Consider the following 18,114-nt stretch of genomic DNA (forward strand, 5'->3'; position numbering starts at 1 on the left):
ATGAGGTGAAGTAAATGAACCGTGTCATACCTGTTTTTTTTATTGCCCTCGGAGTAGTCTTAGGGGGGTCTTTTATCGGCAGTATTGGTGGGTTAATTATCAATCAATCCCCCCTCAAGATAATGGTCGATATAGCCGATGACCTTAAACTATACGCCATCATAAGTGCTATCGGTGGTACATTTGCCAATCTCCGTTTATTGGAAGGAGTCATCTTTCAAGGGCAGTTAAGCATTATTGTTGAACAATTCTTTATACTCTTAAGCGCCTTTTTGGGGGGACAGCTGGGTTACTGGATAATAATAGTCTTCTGTGGGGGCAAGTAATTTGCTTAACTCTTTTCTAGTCTTTACAAAAAAAGAATTTATCTATATAATCGTTATCTTCTTGCTGGGTATTATTACAGGAGCAACCTTTTTAAACCTATATTCCGGCCGGATAATCGACCAGCTCATCCTGGAAAGAAACGAATTAACAGTTAAAAACAGAGAACAGTCAGAACAAATCAAACAATTAGAAGAAAAATTCAACAGGTTTAGAAAAACATTTATCAATAAGATTAATATCGAACTGGATACTGATGTCAATAAACATACCCAGCAGGCCATCAAAACAAAGATAAGTGATCTGCTGGCTGGTTTAATGGGGAAAGAAATCGAAGAAATAGATCCCCTGCTACTTAAAGATGTAATCCACCAGCGTTTCATAATTATTGAAGATAAAACCTATCAGTTAGAACTACTCTATATGGTTATAAGTGACCAGCTAAGCTTTTATATAAAGGTCGGTCCACCAAAGGTAGAAGAAAAAGAATAAATTCCAGCTTATAGATTGCTTTATTTTTACTAATAATAATGTTATAATAAGTTAAAGAAAAGTTCAATAGGGGGTGTAAAATATGCAAGAAGAAGTAGTAAAAATTCTTGATAAAATAAAACCAGGTCTTCAGGCTGATGGTGGTGATGTAGAGCTAGTTGAAGTTACTGAAGATGGTGTTGTTAAAGTCAAACTACTTGGTGCCTGCCAGGGATGTCCCATGTCTACCCTGACTGTTAAAAATGGGATTGAACGTACCCTCAAAGAACACATACCAGGGGTAAAAGAAGTTCAACAGGTATAAGGAATAAATAAAAAGCACCCCATCAATCAGTAGGGTGCTTTTCTTCATCCTGAGGCAATCCTATCTCCAGGTCCCCAAACAATATTTCCTGTACATCATTAAGTAAGATTGTTACCCTGTATTCAGCCTCCATATATTTCTTGATGACATTATTAAGATTAACTATCTCCTGGAGATTAGTCAGTCTTTTTTTATCATCCTCATCGATCTCCTGACCAGAAAATTGCTTGGCCTGTAGTTTATATTGCTCTTTTTTAAAATCAAGTAACATCTCTTTAGTCTTCTCATCTGTCATCACCTGTTTTCTTGCCTCTAGATAAGCCTTATACTCATCAGATTTCTTCAACATTTTAGCCAGACGGTGGCTGAGGTCATATACAGCCATTATTATCCCTCCTAATAATAAATAATCTCTCTTTCAATCCTGTCGTGCAAAGTAATAATCCCGATAGAATGTTTCGCCTGAAGTCTCCGGTCAGTTGCTGACCCTGGATTAAAATAAAGCTGTCCATTTATTACTTCATTACAGGGTCGATGTGTATGACCAAAGATTATTATATCGGCCTTAGGAAAAACATAAGCTATCCGTTCCATAATATGTCCCTTAAGGTTATGCCCGTGGGTAACACCAATCTGATAACCATTAAGTTCAATCCTTAATCTCTCTGGCAGTCCACGGCATAATTCAGGTGGGTCAACATTACCATAAACTGCCTTAACAGGGGCTAATACTGCTAAATCATCCAACACTTCCTGTGATGTAATATCCCCAGCATGTATAATTAAATCAATATCTTTAAACTTATCAAATACTATATCCGGTATCTTTTTTGCTTTAGACGGGATATGAGTATCTGAAATTACCCCAATTTTCATTTTTTCACCCCATGACCAGTTTCTACTATAGTCTAAATAATAAGTTGCCCAATAACGGGCGTTTTATCTCTACTGCCTGGTACTTACATAACTCCTGACAGCAAAAACACCTAATACAATTTTCAAGATCAACCTCGGGTCCTTTTTCTTTCATAGTAATTACATCCGCTGGACAGTTTCGACAACAATCAGCACAGTTAGTACATTTCTCATGATGAAAAACTAGCCGCGGCCTTAAAAGAGGAGAAAGCCAGTTGCTGATATTCTTAGGTAATTTCCTATCAATCAAATTAGAACTTTTTTCGATAGCAGGTATTTTTACATCCCTTAATACCCCGAGTTCATCACCAGCAAGCTCTATATCAGCAATCGAAGAGGGCAGTCCTCTTTCCTGTGCAGCCTGAATAGTCGGCAGATCTGTTAAAGGGTCTATCCCCAGTAAATATGCAGCAGCAGTATCTACTGCAAATGGGGATAAACCAGCTATTATATACCCAAATTTTCGTGGATCACCAGCTGAAGGTCCCTCACCTTCCATACCTATAATCGCATCCATAATCGTCAAATCAGGTTTAAGACAGAGAGCAAGATCAATTAACATACCCGCAAAAAGGTCAATCCGCGGCATTTTTAAATGATATTCTGCCTTTAATAAACCTGGTATAGCCCCAAAAAGGTTTTTAACTGCTCCAGTCATCATAGCCATACCATGTGTCTTTAATTTGGGGAGGTTAATTACAAAATCAGCCTTTGTATAATATTTAGCAATAATAAATGACCTTTTATATTTGCCTCCTGTAAAGGCTATATTTTCCTGGGCTAAATCATAATTTAACTTGATCCCCTCTTCACCAGCCAACTCATAGAGACCTGTTTGCTGATAGATTTTTTTTAATAAACCAGCAGTGAAGGGCCCGCCAGGACTGTCCCCAATTATTACCTCTGCCCCCAGTTCGCGTACAAGCCGCGCCAGCGCTTTAACAAATATAGGATTGGTAGTAACAGCAGCCTCAGGAGGTTTATCTGTCAGAAGGTTTACCTTGAGCAAGACAGACTTACCAGGTTTAATATAATCTGCCACCTTATATTTAGCAAAGATTGCCCTGAGCTGTTTTATTATTGCTTCAAAATTATAATCCTTACATTGACTAATACTTACCGTTTCCATAATTCCCCCACAGCAACTTTTTAAGATAATTATATCACATTAAAGTGCTATAAAAAAGGGTTATCAGTACTAAAAACTAAAGTGCAAAGGTTCCTTTTTCACCCATAATCACTTTTAATATCTGTTCTTCTTCACCTGTTTGGGCATTTACATATATTAGATATGTCTCCCCTCCAATAGTTCCTCTAACCTCATAAGTTAAGGTTTCCTTTAAACTCGCCTGTGGAATAAGCGCTAATCTAATATTCTCAATTTGCTCCAGGGTTTTACTGGTCCTTTCCCTGGCATCATTTTCACCTATCTCGGCTTCCTCAAGGTCACGGGAATGATGTGACATCAAATAACTTAACGCTTCAACTGCCAGTATTTGTCCGTTATCCAGTGCTACCTGTACATTAATAATATCTGGATAGATTATAATACCTTTTTCTTTATAGGCAAAAGAAATATAGGCAATATTATCCTTTATCTCTGAATAAGTTGATTCCATATTGGGGTAATTGTTTATAGCAAGAAAATCACCTGCCTTATCAACTGCTTCACTCTGTGAAATACTGGATTTATCAACCTCCCGATTATTTAACATTGTAACCAGGTGGCCACCTTTTTTGGATATATCTATTGAATATGTGCCCTCATCTCCAGCATCAATCTGGAAATTATATGAAGGTATTTTACTATTTATAGTTGTACCCTGTGAGATACTCTCCTCATTAGAAATATTAACTACTTTAGCAGCCCTTTGCCGGGCATCATCCCTGCTTATCTCTTCACCTTTCAAATCCTGCGGTTTTCTATTTACAATATGGTCAGAAAAAGGTCCGTCATAGATTAGTACAGGCATATTGTCCATCTCATCTGTAATACTATCCAAACTATCATTGACATTATCTGGCAGGTTATTATCTCCATTATCGAGACTATTTTTGGCACTCTTTACTAATTCCACCCAGTTAACATTTCCTGCAAAAACCTGGTTTTCAACATTATGTAGATTATCTGCCACCTTAATAGCCTGCTGACGGAGTTGTTCTAGTTGTTTGCGATTTCCATCTGTCAATGCTTTACCCTCAGCATTCTGACGAGCTGCAGCATGACAATAATCACCTGTCTGACTCAAAAATTTAGCAGTTTGATACACCGTTTGGGCAGCCAGAGGCAGTTTGTTTAGTTCTGCTTGTGCTGTATTAGCATGACTCCAGACATCTGTTAAAAGCATAATGTTTTGTCGTTCAGAGGTGGATACCAGGCTCTTACCCAGTAATACCTGTAATTGTTCTACATGCTCAACCAGCTCATAAAAAGCCTGCTGGTATTTATTCCCCATATATACCTCAAGTTGTTCCTTTTCACGATACTGGTTATAGCCCCAGTAACCTGTTACACCAACAACCAGAAGACCAACCAGTAAAGGTATAACCCAGGATCTTTTAATTTTTAAAACCCCCTTATTTACTATTTTTTAATACTAACGGGCAAAGACATGACTGCCTATCCTCCTTACAATCTGTCGTGACCATATCCATTGATTAACAGGTTTAGAAGGATTCCAGAAAAAGAGTGAACCGTGTGTTGGGTCCCATCCATTAATTGCTGACCTGGCCGCCCTGATATTATCATTATTTGGTGCTAAATTAAATTGACCATTGGCTACTGATTCAAAAGCCAGTGGTTGGTAAATAACTCCACTTATGGTATTAGGGAATGAAGGACTATCAACCCTATTTAGTAAAATAGCAGCTACTGCCACCTGTCCCTCATATGGTTCACCCCTGGCCTCAGCGTGAACTAACCTGGCAATCATCTCAACATTATTACTCCTACTCACTCCAGCACTTCCTGATACCCTGCTAGTCTGAGAACTACCACCACTGCCCTCATAACCAAGTGCTGCCCAGGTTTCTGCCCCAACTACTCCATCAACCCTTAACCTATTTTTACGCTGAAAATTAACTACTGCACGGTATGTTTCACTACCAAAGGTACCATCAATACTACCTGAATAATAACCCCAGTTCCGCAGTTTCCTCTGTAATACAATCACCCCTGAGCCTCTACTCCCCCAGCTAACTGTCGGTTGAGCAGCCTGGCTCTTAGGGATATAAAATACTGCAAGAAATATAACGATTAAACCCACAGAAATAACAACACATATTGTGGATAGCCGTTTTGACATATATCTTATAACCCCCTTTATCTGTTTTTAATAGCTTACCTCAAGCAGGCTATATTTTATTCTAAAATTTTAAAATATACTCTGGTTAAATAAACCAAAAACCGGGGAAACCCCGGTTTAATAGTACTTTAAATTATAAAATGCCAGGCTTATAATCTCAGCCGGCATTTCTATTTCATTAAATCTATAATTTTATCAATTTCTTCCTCTGTATAAACTGCTATACCTTTACCCTTTAAAAAAGCTGCCGTAACACCAGAGCCCTTTTTCAATTTTCCATCAAATTTCCCGGAATAAATCTTATTGACCCCACATGAAGGGCTTCTGGATTTTAAAACAGCAAATTCTACCTCAGTAAAATCAATCCCGGTCAAAGCCTTCTGGCAGCCCCTGATAAAACTATCAGTTACATCCTCCCCCTTTTTATTAAGGACCTGCGCCTTTTTCTGCAAAACATCACAGCCATCACCATTAATAATCTCTGCTGGGGGACGTGGTGTATTTAATCCAGCCTCTACCTCAGGACATAGCAAAGAAATATCCTTATCTTTCAGTAATTTAATTAATTTCAAATCCTTTTGATTACCACCATCATAGCGGCAGTTCTTACCCATTAAACAAGCACTGACCAGTATCATTAAGATACCTTTTCTTGTTTAGCACCACTGTTCTCTGTCTTTTCTTCCTTATTATTTTCAGTTTTAGTAGTACTATTATCACTACTTTTATTATCTGTCACATAAAAACCAGAACCCTTAAAGATAATACCTGGTGAACCAATAATCCTTTTTACAGTACCATCACACTTAGGACAGGTCTCCAGTGGTTCCTCTGTAATTTTTTGAAATTCTTCAAACCGTCCGCAATTTTCACACTCATAGAGATAAGTTGGCATAGTAAATCATCCTTTCTTTAGAAAATATTTTATTAACATATACCTAGATATTTAATTGATATTTTACCCTACTCTATATTTTATATCAATTTTTAAAAGACTGTCAAGTACTTATCACTCATTGTCTTCCCCCTTTTCAGTCTGTAAATGACCCCAGTAGTTATATCCCTGTATAAATAAAAATAAAAACAATAAAACCCACTCCCTAACTACAATAAAAAAACCACTACCAATAACAGTACTCAATACTATAGCAAATATATTATAATTACTGCCTTTCTTTAACCTAATAATCTGCCAGGGCAGGAGGCCAAACCCCACAAAAACACCAGTCTCCACCTTATAGATTAACCCTGCTATACCGATAAAAACAAAAAAAATAGATAGAAAAAAACTCATAGTATCCCCTCCACAAAAAACTTTCTATGCTATAACTTCTGTTTATCTCATAAAATACCTTCTTTTAGCTGCAAAGATACCACTGTTTCCACATGATAGGTCTGAGGAAACATGTCTACCGGCTGGATAGCTTTTATCTCATAATTTTCCTTCATCCTGGCCAGATCTCTACTCAGGGTTGCAGGATTACAGGAAACATAAATAATCCTGGCAGGTTGTATTTTATTGATAACCTTAATCACTCTTTCATCAAGGCCTTTTCTGGGAGGGTCAAAAACCACCAGATCAGGCTTTAAGCCATCCTTGACCAGTCTGGGGAGTATTTCTTCTACCCTGCCGGTTATGAATTGACAGTTATCAATATTATTTAAGCGGGCATTTTCTCTGGCATCTTCAATGGCCATTACTACCTCTTCAATTCCAATTACTTTTTTGGCACCGTCAGCCAGGTATAATGCGATACTCCCAATACCACAGTAAGCATCAAGGACTGTTTCCTTACTGGCCAAATTAGCGTATTTTTTAACAATGTCATATAACTTCCTGGTTTGCAGTGTATTCACCTGAAAAAAAGAAAATGGTGAGATTTTAAATAGTATATTCCCAATATAGTCTAGATAATAATCCTGACCTGCCAGTATAATATTTTTACCGCCCATAATTACATTGGTTTTTTCCCGGTTAATATTCTGGATTACTCCCACCAGTTCCGGAACCTGCTGTAATAGCTTGCTGGCAATCTCCTTGCCATCCTTAAACGTCTTCCTACTGGTTACAATTGTTAAAAGTGCCTGGTTGGTACAGACTCCTGTTCTAATCACCAAATGCCTTAATAAACCACGGTGGGTCTTTTCATTGTAGACACTCATTTCATAATCATTTAACACAGCAAGTGTTCTGGCAACAATCCTGTTTATCAGGGGATGCTGAATTATACAACTTTCATTTACAACCACATTATGGCTGCCCTTTTTATAAAAACCTGTTGCAATTTTTTTGTCTTCAGTTTTAGTCAGTGGAAATTGGGCTTTATTGCGATAATTAAAAGGATAGTCTGCTCCAATAGGATCATTGACTTTTATATTTTCAAAGCCACCGATTCTTTTTAATAAATCAATAACCATTTGTTTTTTATGTAATAATTGTTCTTGATAATCTACATGCTGCAGCTGACATCCTCCACAGCCATCAGCCACAGAGCATACTGGTTCAGTCCTGGCCTCAGCAGGTTGTAAAACTTTCAATAACTCACCCCTGGCATAGTTTTTCTTTTTAACAGTAATTCTTATTTTAACCCGCTCTCCAGGAATCCCGCCAGGAACAAAAACAGCTAATCCATCAGCAAAATGCCCGACACACTCACCACCATGAGCAAGATTGTCAAGCTCTATTTCAACAATATCACCTTTTTTTAATTCAGTAGTCATCTTATCACCTCATTATACCCTCTGTTGAAAATATATCTTTATATTATCGTAATGTCAAGTTTTTATAGAACAATTGATCTAATGGCCAATCTAGTATGAGTGTAGGTGTGAGTAAAAAAACCTAAAAATATTTTATTCACTATTGTATAATTTAATAAATAAAGGAAGCCGGTTTTACTATATAATCTGGAACAAAGTAGTTACGTATCGAGAAATATTCCCTTGGTTTATATATTAACTTAAAGGGGGGCATTTTATGTTTTTACGCACTACTTTAAAGAGTCTTAAAACTCCAGTTGATAGTAGAAAAACAGAAAAATACTATATCGAAACTAAAGAACAAGCAATAGTGAATTATTATTTGTTTGGCGGGTATTAATATTCTGAAAACCTGAGAAACCGGAGGTTATTTTAGCCTCCGGTTTTTTCTTCTATCTAAAGATTTTTTATTACCTTTGTTTCCAACTGGTTGATATAGAATACTAAACCAACCAAACTTGACGACAGATCTTCATGGTATATAATAACATCAGGGGGTAGATTTAATGGTGTGGGTGCAAAATTCCAGATTGCCTTTATTCCCACTTTCACAAGCCTTTCAGCTACCCCCTGTGCCTCTTCAACAGGAACAGCCAGAATCCCAATTTGTATTCCTCGACTAATAATACTATCCAGATTCTTAACATTTTTCACAACTAAATTCCCTACATTGTTACCGATTTTATCCAAGTCATAATCAAACACCTCAACTATTTCCAGCCTCATCTTCTTAAACTCTTGATAGTTAATCAAAGCCCTACCAAGGTTGCCTGCCCCAATCAGGACAACTGGCCAGCTTCGGTTTAAGCCTAGAATCACCTCCAGAGATTTCTTTAGACCATGTATATCATAACCAACACCTTTACAACCAAATTCTCCGAAATATGAAAGGTCTTTTCGTACCTGGGCTGAGGATGTGCCTACATCATGGCCAAGCTTTTTTGAACAGATTACTGTTTGATCATTATTGCCTGCCAATCTTTTTAAATGACGGTAATAAGCAACTAACCGATGAATAGTTGGCTGTGGTATGCCTTTCATATCTTATACACCCCTGGCTGTATAACTGGTATGGAGTAGTTCATGGGCCCTGTGACTTCCTGGTTTTCCAAGATAATCATCATATAGTTTCTGGACATAAGAATTCTCATGTGATTTCCTCATTTTTTTCCCTTTATCAATCTCATAGATGGCTTTCATTCTTCTGGTCCGGGTTTCTTCATTTGTAGGTATTGGCTGGCCGCCACCACCCAGACAACCACCAGGGCAGGCCATTAATTCAATAAAGTGGAATTCTTCCCCGGATTTTATCCTATCCATCAGTTTTCTAACATTTCCTAATCCGTGTGCTACACCTCCTTTGACTTTCAAACCATTTATATCTATTTCTGCAACTTTAATACCTTCTAATCCTCTAACCATTTCAAAATCCAGTTTTTCTAATTCTTCACCAGTGATTAATTCATAAGCCGTTCTCAGTGCTGCTTCCATAACTCCACCAGTAGCACCAAAAATATCTGCTGCTCCACTGGAAACACCCATTAAGTTATCATATTCCTCTTCCTCTAATGCTAACATATCTATTCCAGCTGTTTTAATCATTCTGGCCAGTTCTCTGGTTGTTAAAACAAAGTCTACATCACCTTCCATCTCTGGCCGGCGGGCTTCAAACTTCTTGGCAGTACAGGGCATAACAGATACTACGACTACATCTTCAAGAGGTATATTATTTTTTTCTGCATAATATGTTTTAGCTACTGCTCCAAACATCTGCTGTGGGGATTTACAGCTGGATATATTCGGTAACAAGTCAGGATAAAAATGCTCTATAAATTTTATCCAGCCAGGGCTGCAGGAAGTTAATAAAGGTAGGACACCACCATTATTAATTCTTTCAATTAATTCTGTTCCTTCTTCCATGATCGTTAAATCAGCAGTAAAGTTAGTATCAAAAACACGGTCAAAACCTAATCTCCTCAAAGCAGCAACCATCTGCCCAGTTGCAACAGCACCTGGTTCTGCTCCAAATGGCTCGGAAATAGCTACCCTGACAGCAGGTGCAGTCTGAACTACAACATGTTTTGACGGGTCGTTAAGAACATCCCAGACATTTTCATAATGGTAGACTTCATGTAAAGCCCCTGTAGGACAGGAATGGATACACTGTCCGCAATTAGTACACTCTACATTACCCATACCCTTATCCTCAAAAGTAGTAACTATAGTAGCAGGACCCCTATTGGCCATAGTAAATATGCCAATGCCCTGCACTTCTTCACATTTTCTAATACAACGACCACAGGTTATACATTTATTCGGTTCCCTGATAATTGAATAGCTTGATCTATCCTCTGAATAACCCTTATCCCGGGATTTTAGCCTGACCTGATTTATTCCAATGATATCCGCTGCCTGCCGTAACTCACAATTACCATTTTTACTACAGGTCAAACAATTTAACTCGCAGCTAATATCATGTGAAGCAATAATTAATTCAAAAAGGTTTCTTCTAACCTTCTGAACTTTAGGAGAATGGGTTTTTATAACCATTCCCTCCTTTATTTCCGTAGCACAGGCAGGCTGAAGAAGTCTTTCACCCTCAATTTCCACAACACACAATCTACATCCACCATAAATTGATAATCCCTCTTCATAGCAAAGGGTAGGTATTTTAATATGGGCTTTACCGGCTGCTTCCAGGATGGAACTTCCCTCATTGACGTTATAGGTCTTACCGTCAATATTTACTTGTAACATAATGCTCACCACCCTTTAACTTCAATTCATCCCCAAATTTATCAAATACTGAGCCGATAAAATTAAGTGAGGTCTGACCCAAACCACAGCGGGCAGCTAGATGAATTGTAGTCCCAACATTTTTGATAAGCTCTACATCTTTTTCTGTAAACCCTTCTTTTCCTTCTTTAAGCATGTGGTAGACCTGTCTGTTCCCTTCACGGCAGGGGAAACAGGTTCCACAGGTTTCATCCATAAAAAATCTGGATACATTTAGCATTAGATCAACTAAGTCATGTCCCTCATCAACCACAATCACTGCACCTGAACCCAGAGCACTCCCAGCACTGGCTATTCCCTCATAGGTATAGGGAACATTAAGTTCTGCTGGGGTTAAAACCTGTGTTGAAATACCTCCAGGAACAAGAAATTTAAGGGGAACATAATTCCTGATACCTTTACCAAATTGTTCAATAATCTCTCCAAGTGTTACCTGCCCAAATTCAACTTCATAGACTCCCGGTTGATTAACGTCCCCACTTAAACAGACCAATTTGGTACCTCTACTATTTTCTGTACCTAATTCTAGATACTTATCAAGACCTTGATTAATTATCTCAACTGCAGAAACCAATGTTTCTACATTATTAACCACTGTAGGTTTATCAAAAAGTCCTTTTGCTATGGGATATGGTGGCTTTATTCTGGAACGACCCCTCTTACCTTCAATAGAATTTATTAATGATGTTTCATCACCACATACATATGCCCCAGCACCTTTCACCAGATAAAGATTAAAATTAAAACCACTATCCAGAATATTCTCTCCCAGTATCCCAGTAGCCTCTGCTTCATTAATAACCTTTTCAAAAATGTTGATGGGGCCAAGATACTCTCCCCTGATATAACAATACCCTTCGTCAGCGCCAATGGCATAAGCAACAATTAAAATACCCTCCAGGACTTTAACCGGATTGTTTTCCAGTAAATAACGGTCTTTAAAGGTACCCGGTTCTCCTTCATCACCATTACAGATAATATATTTTTTGTCAGCTTCCTCTTGATAGGCAAGTTCCCATTTTAAGCCTGTCGGAAATCCTGCTCCTCCTCTACCCTTCAATCCAGATTGTTTAATGATATCTATAACCTTTTCCCGACCTAATTTCAAAGCCTTTTTCAAGTTGGAGAATTCATAATTACTAACCTCTTTTTTCATATCTTTTTTCAGAAATAAAGTCTCTTCCATAGCAATCCCCCCCTAAACACATTTTTTCAATATTTCAAGAGCCATGCTTTCATTTACATGTATATAGACGTGCTCATTAACCATCATTACCGGTCCTTCACCACAATAACCCAGACATTCTACTACTTCCAGAGTAAATAATTTATCTTTAGTTGTTTGCCCATCTTCCAGTCCCAGGTATGTTTTAATTGTCTCCAGTAATTGGTGTGAACTATTGATATGACAGGATAAACTATCACAAATTCTAATTATATACTTTCCCGTTGGTTCTGTATGGAACATAGAATAGAATTTGATGGTACCATAAACCTTTGCCCGGGGGATATTAAAATCCCTGGCAATCTTATCAATCTCTGTTTCGGGAATATATCCATAGGTGTCCTGGACATTATGCATTCTCTCCAAGAAACAGCCATAATTCATTTTTTTATACCTCCTTTTGTGAAAACATTCCCTTTTTTAGCGATAAAAAAATAACATTTCCCCTCCTTTTTTTAATACTTGAAAATATTTTCACCTATTTTTTTGTAATACTTATAAGTGCATCAGCTGTGCCAGTTATTAATAAAAAAGCTATAACACCTGTTATAACGTTACTTATATCTATTAACATCAAATATATAATTAAATAGACCAGGTAGTTAATAATGCTTGCTGACATTATCTTTAATTGCTTTTTACCTTTATTTGCCATTATTATTTGTGAAAAAATTAATGTTGTATGTCATTACAATAATGCAGTTTTGCATTATTCTTTTAAAAATAACCCTTTTCATGAAAGTAATATTACTTTCAATCACTTAGTTCTGTGAATCAGTGGTAAATAACGAGTAACGAGTTTAGCACGCCGGTTGCAAATGCAGTAATGAGTATGAACTGATTGACTACTCTCCTCTCTAAACAAAAAGACTGGAATTACATCCAGTCTTTTAAAAAAAAAATTAATCTTTTAAATTTTTTAATACACAATCCTCTGATCATTGTTTCAGTTCTGACATAATGAATTATCTTCCTTGTTTAGTCTAAAAAATAAACTGCCAATATCGGAAGATAAATCTTTTCTAATTTGACTTGCGAACCCCCCCTATCCCTTTACCAAACATAACTGAAGAAATAACCTGTTCTTCATCCTTGCTCTCCAGTTCATTCAGGTAACGGTAATATTGAATAAGTCTCTTAACAGTCGGGTCAGGTACCACTTTCACTTTCAAACCCCTCTAACCACATAATGGGTATGGAGTAATTCATGGGATTTATGGCTGCCTGGTTTTTCCAGATATTCATCATATATCTTTTTAATATAGGGGTTTTCATGAGACTTACGTATTTCTTTGTTCTGGTCAATCTCATAGAGACCTGCCCTGCGTTTGGCAATATTATCTTCAGTAGCAGGTAAGGGCTGACCACCCCCACCAATACAACCCCCTGGACAGGCCATAAACTCAACAAAGTGGTATTCTGCTCCATCTTTTATTCTTTCCAGCAGTTCCCTGGCATTACCTAAACCATGAGCAACTGCAACCTTTAAAGTCAGATCAGCAATTGCTACTTCAGCCTCTTTGATACCATCAGCACCCCTGACCTGAGTAAAATCTAATTCCCTAAGTTCTTCACCAGTCAAAATTTCATAAGCTGTTCTCAGAGCAGCTTCCATTACACCACCAGTAGTCCCGAATATATCAGCCGCTCCTGAAGACACACCAAGTAACTTATCATAATCACCTTCAGGTAGATTTAAAATATCTATTCCAGCCTGTTTGATCATCCGCCCTAATTCACGGGTAGTCAATGCATAATCTACATCACCATTCATTTCAGACCTACTTGCCTCAAATTTCTTCGCTGTACAGGGCATAATCGAGACTACTACCAGGTCATCCACTGAAATATCATTTTTTTCCGCATAATATGTTTTAGCAACCGAACCAAACATCTGCTGAGGTGACTTACAGGTAGAGAGATTATAAATAAATTCTGGATAATAATGCTCCAAAAACTTTATCCAACCTGGGCTACATGAAGTAAAAAGTGGTAGTGTTTCATTGTTTTTTATCCTGTCAATTAATTCTGTTCCTTCTTCCATAATTGTTAAATCTGCAGTAAAATTAGTATCAAAAACCTTATCAAAACCGAGTTCTCTCAAAGCTGAAACCATCTGACCTGTTACAATCGTACCTGGTTCTTTCCCAAAGGCCTCCGACAGGGCGACCCGAACAGCTGGGGCAGTCTGAACAATCACATGCTTAGAAGGGTCATAAATAGCTTCCCAGACATCATCAATATATTCTCTCTCTGTGATCGCCCCTGTTGGACATACCACTGAACACTGACCACATAAAACACAGGGACTTTCTGAAAGGCTGTTATAAAAAGCAGGTTCAACAACTGTCTTAAACCCTCTTCCCTCTGGTACAATAGCCTTTACTGACTGAACTTCATGACAGACACTGACACAGCGCCTACAGAGAATACACTTTTCAGGGTCTCTATATAGAGATGGTGTTGAGACATCCTTAGTAAAAGTACTTTTTTCACCTATAAAACGAATATCACGGATCCCCATCTGTTCCGCCAGTTCTCTTAGTTCACAATCATCACTCTTAAGACAGGTAGGACAGTCTACTTTATGGTTTGATAAAAGGAATTCTAAATTCAGTCTTCTTGTCTTTCTTACCCGGGCAGTATTTGTCTTGACTCTCATGCCATCAACTGCCGGTGTTATACAGGAAGCTACTAATTTACCTGAGTCCTCTAATTCAACCAGACATAAACGACAGGCTCCAACCTCATTTAATTCCTTTAAATAACATAATGTCGGTATATCCCTACCGGCCATCTTGGCTGCTTCCAGGAGTGTAGTACCCTGATCAACTTCAAGCTCTTCTTCATCTATCCATAGTTTTATTTTATTATCAGTCATTGCGATCCCCCTCACTTATTTTTTACATCACAGCGCAGACAACGTCTGGCCTCTTCAACTGCCTGGTCTTCTGAATAACCCTTTTCAACCTCTTTAAAACCCCTCTTCCGTTCTGACAACAATATAGTAGGCATCTTCACTCTTGGTCTTTCATCTTCAAGAATAGAGCCAGATACTTTGCGGTCAATCCTCTGACAGACAACTACCTTTCCATCACCACCTAAGTATTTATCAATTGATCGAGCAGCCTCTTTACCACTCTGGATCGCCTCTACAACAGTTGCTGGACCACTAACACAGTCCCCACCTGCAAAAACCCAGGGTATACTGGTAGTATACTGCCTGTCTATTTCAATTAGAGCCCTATCAGTCAGACCAATACTTAATTCTCCCTCATTAAAATCTTCTTCCACATTCTGCCCGACAGCAGAGATAACCAGGTCAGCCTCCAGGATATAATTAGAATCCTTAACTGTTAATGGTTTTCTGCGGCCGCTATTATCAAATTCACCGCCCTTTATCCTGACACATTCCAGGCCAGTAACCCGACCATCTTCACCAATCACTTTCACCGGGTTAACCAGACAGTGTAGTTTTACTTCCTCATATTCTGCTTCTTCAATTTCTTCTCGGTGGGCAGGCATATCCTCTCTGGTCCTTCTATAAACAACATTAACTTCTTCTGCCCCTAACCTTACTACATTTCTGGCAACATCGATCGCCGCATTGCCACCACCAACAATAGCTACCTTTTTTTTCTCAATATCAAGCCTTTTACCCAGATTAATATCCCTGAGTACCTCAATACCTGAATATACACCAGTTAAATCCTCTCCATCAATACCCAGTTTACGGTCCTGATGGGCCCCAACAGCCAGGAAAACCGCTTGATAACCACTTTCTTTGAGTTCAGTTAAAGTTATATCTCTACCTATTTTGGTATCAACCACTATTTCTACTCCCATAGTGGTAAGTACTGTTATTTCTTCATTGAGAAGCTCTTTCGGCAAACGATACTCTGGTATTCCTACTGCCAGCATACCCCCAACTACTGGTAGGGCTTCAAAAATTGTTACCTGATAACCCTTTTTACGCAAATAAAAGGCAGCACTTAGTCCAGCAGGACCAGAACCTACAATAGCAATTTTTTCCCTCTTCTCCTCTTTAATTGACGGTACAGGGAACCCCCCCTCATTTTTCAGGACATAATCACTGGCAAATCTTTTTAGTTCACGTATGGCCAGTGATTCATCAAGGGAATTTCTATTACAGGCCTGTTCACAGAGATTATAACAAACCCGACCACAAATAAGAACCAGAGGATTTTCTTCCTGGACAATCTTATAGGCCTCCTTATACTTGCCCTGTCTTATTAAATCAATATAAACAGGTATATCCACATTTGCCGGACATGAATTCTGACATGGTGAATTAAATAATGGTGCACACCTGGAGGCCTCACAATAATTATTCTCAATATGGTCAAGATACTCATCTCTAAAATACCTGATTGTACTCAAAACTGGATTTGGGGCTGTCTGTCCGAGACCACAGAAAGCAGAATCCTTTATCTGTTCACCCATTTCAATTAATAAATCCAGGTCATCTCTACTTCCCTCTCCATTAGATATTTTCTGTAAGATCTCCAGCATTCTGGTTGTCCCTATACGGCAGGGAGTACATTTACCACATGATTCGTCTTTACAAAAATCAACAAAATATTTGGCCAGGTCAACCATACAGGTCTGTTCATCCATCACAATCAGACCCCCTGAACCCATAATCGTCCCCAGTTCTTGGAGGGAATCGTAATCAATAGGCACATTCAAATACTGTACAGGTATACACCCGCCAGAAGGACCACCTGTCTGGGCCGCCTTGAACCTACCATTGTTTTCAAGACCACCACCAATATCAAAGATAATTTCTCCCAGTTTTGTACCCATCGGTATTTCAACCAGACCATTGTTTTTCACCTTCCCTGCCAGGGCAAATACCTTTGTACCAGGGCTATCTTCAGTCCCAATCGATTTAAACCACTCTTTACCCCTGTAAATAATATCTGGGACATTGGCCAGGGTCTCAACATTATTTATAATAGTGGGTTTACCCCAGAGACCAGCTTCAGCTGGAAAGGGTGGTTTAGGTTTTGGCTCCCCCCTCTTTCCTTCAATTGAAGCCATCAAGGCTGTCTCTTCACCACAGACAAAAGCCCCTGCCCCTAGTCTAATATCAAGATGAAAATTAAAACCACTGTTAAAGATATTCTTTCCTAACAAACCTAAAATCTCTGCCTCAGCAATTGCTTTTTTGAGGCGTTTAATGGCCAGTGGATACTCTGCCCGACAGTATATATACCCCTGACTGGCCCCAATAGCATAAGCAGCAATAGCCATTCCTTCTATTAAACGGTGTGGGTCACCTTCCAGAACACTCCTATCCATAAAAGCACCAGGGTCTCCCTCATCAGCATTACAGATAATATACTTTTGAGCACTTTCATTATTATAAGCAAATCTCCATTTAACACCTGTAGGAAAGCCTGCACCACCCCGCCCCCTGAGCCTGGCATCACTTATTTCCTGAATGACTTCCTCGGGACTCATCTCTGTTAGGGCCTTAGCAAGGCCCATATAGGCATCACTGGCAATGGCCTCTTCAATATCTTCTGGATTAATGAGGCCGCAATTTTTCAAAACAATTCTATACTGTGGTTCAAAAAAGGGGTCATCCTCATCAATTGTCCATCTCTCTATAATCCTGCCTTCAATTACATTTTCATTTACAATTTCCTTAGCCTTCTCCCTATTTACATTTCCATAAATAACCCTGGTATTACCCTGCCTTATCTCCAGTAACGGCTCCCTAGCACACAAACCAAGACAACCAGTCTGTTTTACAGACACATTCTTTATATTCTGCTTATCAAGCTCCTCAAGGACTATATCCCAGACATCCTGAGCCCCAGCAGCAATTCCACAGGTCCCCATGCCTATAATTATTTTCATACTATGATCAGTGTTTTTTTCTTTAATGAATTTTTGTTTAATATCACCAAGATTACTTAATGAATTTACCCTGTTTATTTTCAAATCCTTAACTGCCATGATAA

20 protein-coding genes are annotated in these 18,114 nt (G+C 38.5%); 4 read left to right on the forward strand and 16 right to left on the reverse strand.

The window, feature by feature from the left end; translation table 11 throughout:
* Nucleotides 1–14: 14 nt before the first annotated feature.
* The 3 genes from D7D81_RS17285 to D7D81_RS17295 all read left to right on the forward strand — a co-directional run bounded on the left by D7D81_RS17285 (nucleotide 15) and on the right by D7D81_RS17295 (nucleotide 1,120).
* The gene (locus D7D81_RS17285) at nucleotides 15–326 is read left to right on the forward strand and encodes a YtrH family sporulation protein (protein ID WP_125991272.1); all 312 of its coding nucleotides are present in this window, start codon (nucleotides 15–17) and stop codon (nucleotides 324–326) included.
* Between the two features lies 1 nt (nucleotide 327).
* The gene (locus tag D7D81_RS17290) at nucleotides 328–816 is read left to right on the forward strand and encodes a sporulation membrane protein YtrI (protein WP_125991273.1); all 489 of its coding nucleotides are present in this window, start codon (nucleotides 328–330) and stop codon (nucleotides 814–816) included.
* Nucleotides 817–898: 82 nt separating this feature from the next.
* On the forward strand, nucleotides 899–1,120 hold the full coding sequence (locus D7D81_RS17295; RefSeq protein ID WP_125991274.1) for a NifU family protein: 222 nt from the start codon (nucleotides 899–901) through the stop codon (nucleotides 1,118–1,120).
* Between the two features lie 22 nt (nucleotides 1,121–1,142).
* On the opposite strand, the gene D7D81_RS17300 is transcribed toward D7D81_RS17295, so the two are convergent.
* The 9 genes from D7D81_RS17300 to rlmD all read right to left on the reverse strand — a co-directional run bounded on the left by D7D81_RS17300 (nucleotide 1,143) and on the right by rlmD (nucleotide 8,061).
* Nucleotides 1,143–1,505 carry a YlbF/YmcA family competence regulator gene (locus tag D7D81_RS17300; protein WP_125991275.1) on the reverse strand — a complete coding sequence of 121 codons (363 nt, stop codon included), beginning with the start codon at nucleotides 1,503–1,505 and terminating at the stop codon, nucleotides 1,143–1,145.
* Between the two features lie 11 nt (nucleotides 1,506–1,516).
* Nucleotides 1,517–1,996 (reverse strand): metallophosphoesterase family protein, encoded by a 480-nt coding sequence (locus D7D81_RS17305; RefSeq protein WP_125991276.1) that lies wholly within the window; start codon nucleotides 1,994–1,996, stop codon nucleotides 1,517–1,519.
* 25 nt (nucleotides 1,997–2,021) lie between these two features.
* Complete coding sequence (locus D7D81_RS17310) at nucleotides 2,022–3,164, reverse strand: DUF362 domain-containing protein (RefSeq protein WP_125991277.1); 1,143 nt, start codon at nucleotides 3,162–3,164, stop codon at nucleotides 2,022–2,024.
* 76 nt (nucleotides 3,165–3,240) lie between these two features.
* Nucleotides 3,241–4,623 (reverse strand): germination protein YpeB, encoded by a 1,383-nt coding sequence (gene ypeB, locus D7D81_RS17315; protein ID WP_125991278.1) that lies wholly within the window; start codon nucleotides 4,621–4,623, stop codon nucleotides 3,241–3,243.
* Nucleotides 4,624–4,632: 9 nt separating this feature from the next.
* The gene (sleB, locus tag D7D81_RS17320; RefSeq protein ID WP_125991279.1) at nucleotides 4,633–5,340 is read right to left on the reverse strand and encodes a spore cortex-lytic enzyme; all 708 of its coding nucleotides are present in this window, start codon (nucleotides 5,338–5,340) and stop codon (nucleotides 4,633–4,635) included.
* Nucleotides 5,341–5,510: 170 nt separating this feature from the next.
* Nucleotides 5,511–5,978 (reverse strand): 2-thiouracil desulfurase family protein, encoded by a 468-nt coding sequence (locus D7D81_RS17325; protein WP_125991280.1) that lies wholly within the window; start codon nucleotides 5,976–5,978, stop codon nucleotides 5,511–5,513.
* Entirely contained in the window at nucleotides 5,978–6,235 is a 258-nt protein-coding gene (locus tag D7D81_RS17330) for an FmdB family zinc ribbon protein (RefSeq protein ID WP_125991281.1), read from the reverse strand. Before D7D81_RS17330 ends, D7D81_RS17325 begins: the two co-directional genes overlap by 1 nt.
* Nucleotides 6,236–6,349: 114 nt before the next feature.
* On the reverse strand, nucleotides 6,350–6,634 hold the full coding sequence (locus D7D81_RS17335; protein ID WP_125991282.1) for a hypothetical protein: 285 nt from the start codon (nucleotides 6,632–6,634) through the stop codon (nucleotides 6,350–6,352).
* 47 nt (nucleotides 6,635–6,681) lie between these two features.
* The gene (gene rlmD, locus D7D81_RS17340; protein ID WP_125991283.1) at nucleotides 6,682–8,061 is read right to left on the reverse strand and encodes a 23S rRNA (uracil(1939)-C(5))-methyltransferase RlmD; all 1,380 of its coding nucleotides are present in this window, start codon (nucleotides 8,059–8,061) and stop codon (nucleotides 6,682–6,684) included.
* A gap of 256 nt (nucleotides 8,062–8,317) precedes the next feature.
* Here rlmD and D7D81_RS20175 point away from each other — a divergent pair, with 256 nt between their 5' ends.
* On the forward strand, nucleotides 8,318–8,440 hold the full coding sequence (locus tag D7D81_RS20175) for a hypothetical protein (protein WP_286169878.1): 123 nt from the start codon (nucleotides 8,318–8,320) through the stop codon (nucleotides 8,438–8,440).
* Between the two features lie 56 nt (nucleotides 8,441–8,496).
* Here D7D81_RS20175 and D7D81_RS17345 read toward each other — a convergent pair whose 3' ends face one another.
* The 7 genes from D7D81_RS17345 to nuoF form a co-directional block, all read right to left on the reverse strand.
* A complete protein-coding gene (locus D7D81_RS17345; RefSeq protein ID WP_125991284.1) occupies nucleotides 8,497–9,141 on the reverse strand; it encodes a redox-sensing transcriptional repressor Rex in 645 nt (214 codons plus the stop codon).
* A gap of 3 nt (nucleotides 9,142–9,144) precedes the next feature.
* Nucleotides 9,145–10,857 (reverse strand): NADH-dependent [FeFe] hydrogenase, group A6, encoded by a 1,713-nt coding sequence (locus D7D81_RS17350; RefSeq protein ID WP_125991285.1) that lies wholly within the window; start codon nucleotides 10,855–10,857, stop codon nucleotides 9,145–9,147.
* Nucleotides 10,838–12,082 carry a complex I 51 kDa subunit family protein gene (locus tag D7D81_RS17355; protein WP_125991286.1) on the reverse strand — a complete coding sequence of 415 codons (1,245 nt, stop codon included), beginning with the start codon at nucleotides 12,080–12,082 and terminating at the stop codon, nucleotides 10,838–10,840. The genes D7D81_RS17350 and D7D81_RS17355 overlap by 20 nt, the downstream gene beginning before the upstream one ends.
* 12 nt (nucleotides 12,083–12,094) lie before the next feature.
* Nucleotides 12,095–12,505 carry an NADH-quinone oxidoreductase subunit NuoE family protein gene (locus tag D7D81_RS17360; RefSeq protein ID WP_125991287.1) on the reverse strand — a complete coding sequence of 137 codons (411 nt, stop codon included), beginning with the start codon at nucleotides 12,503–12,505 and terminating at the stop codon, nucleotides 12,095–12,097.
* 638 nt (nucleotides 12,506–13,143) lie between these two features.
* On the reverse strand, nucleotides 13,144–13,287 hold the full coding sequence (locus D7D81_RS17365; protein ID WP_164522339.1) for a winged-helix domain-containing protein: 144 nt from the start codon (nucleotides 13,285–13,287) through the stop codon (nucleotides 13,144–13,146).
* A 2-nt stretch (nucleotides 13,288–13,289) separates the two neighbouring features.
* Complete coding sequence (locus D7D81_RS17370; RefSeq protein ID WP_125991289.1) at nucleotides 13,290–15,002, reverse strand: NADH-dependent [FeFe] hydrogenase, group A6; 1,713 nt, start codon at nucleotides 15,000–15,002, stop codon at nucleotides 13,290–13,292.
* Between the two features lie 11 nt (nucleotides 15,003–15,013).
* On the reverse strand, nucleotides 15,014–18,109 hold the full coding sequence (gene nuoF / locus D7D81_RS17375; RefSeq protein ID WP_205739268.1) for an NADH-quinone oxidoreductase subunit NuoF: 3,096 nt from the start codon (nucleotides 18,107–18,109) through the stop codon (nucleotides 15,014–15,016).
* Nucleotides 18,110–18,114: the final 5 nt, after the last annotated feature.

The sequence above is a fragment of the Halocella sp. SP3-1 genome (assembly GCF_003953885.1).
Classification (GTDB): Bacteria; Bacillota; Halanaerobiia; order Halanaerobiales; family DTU029; genus Iocasia; species Iocasia fonsfrigidae.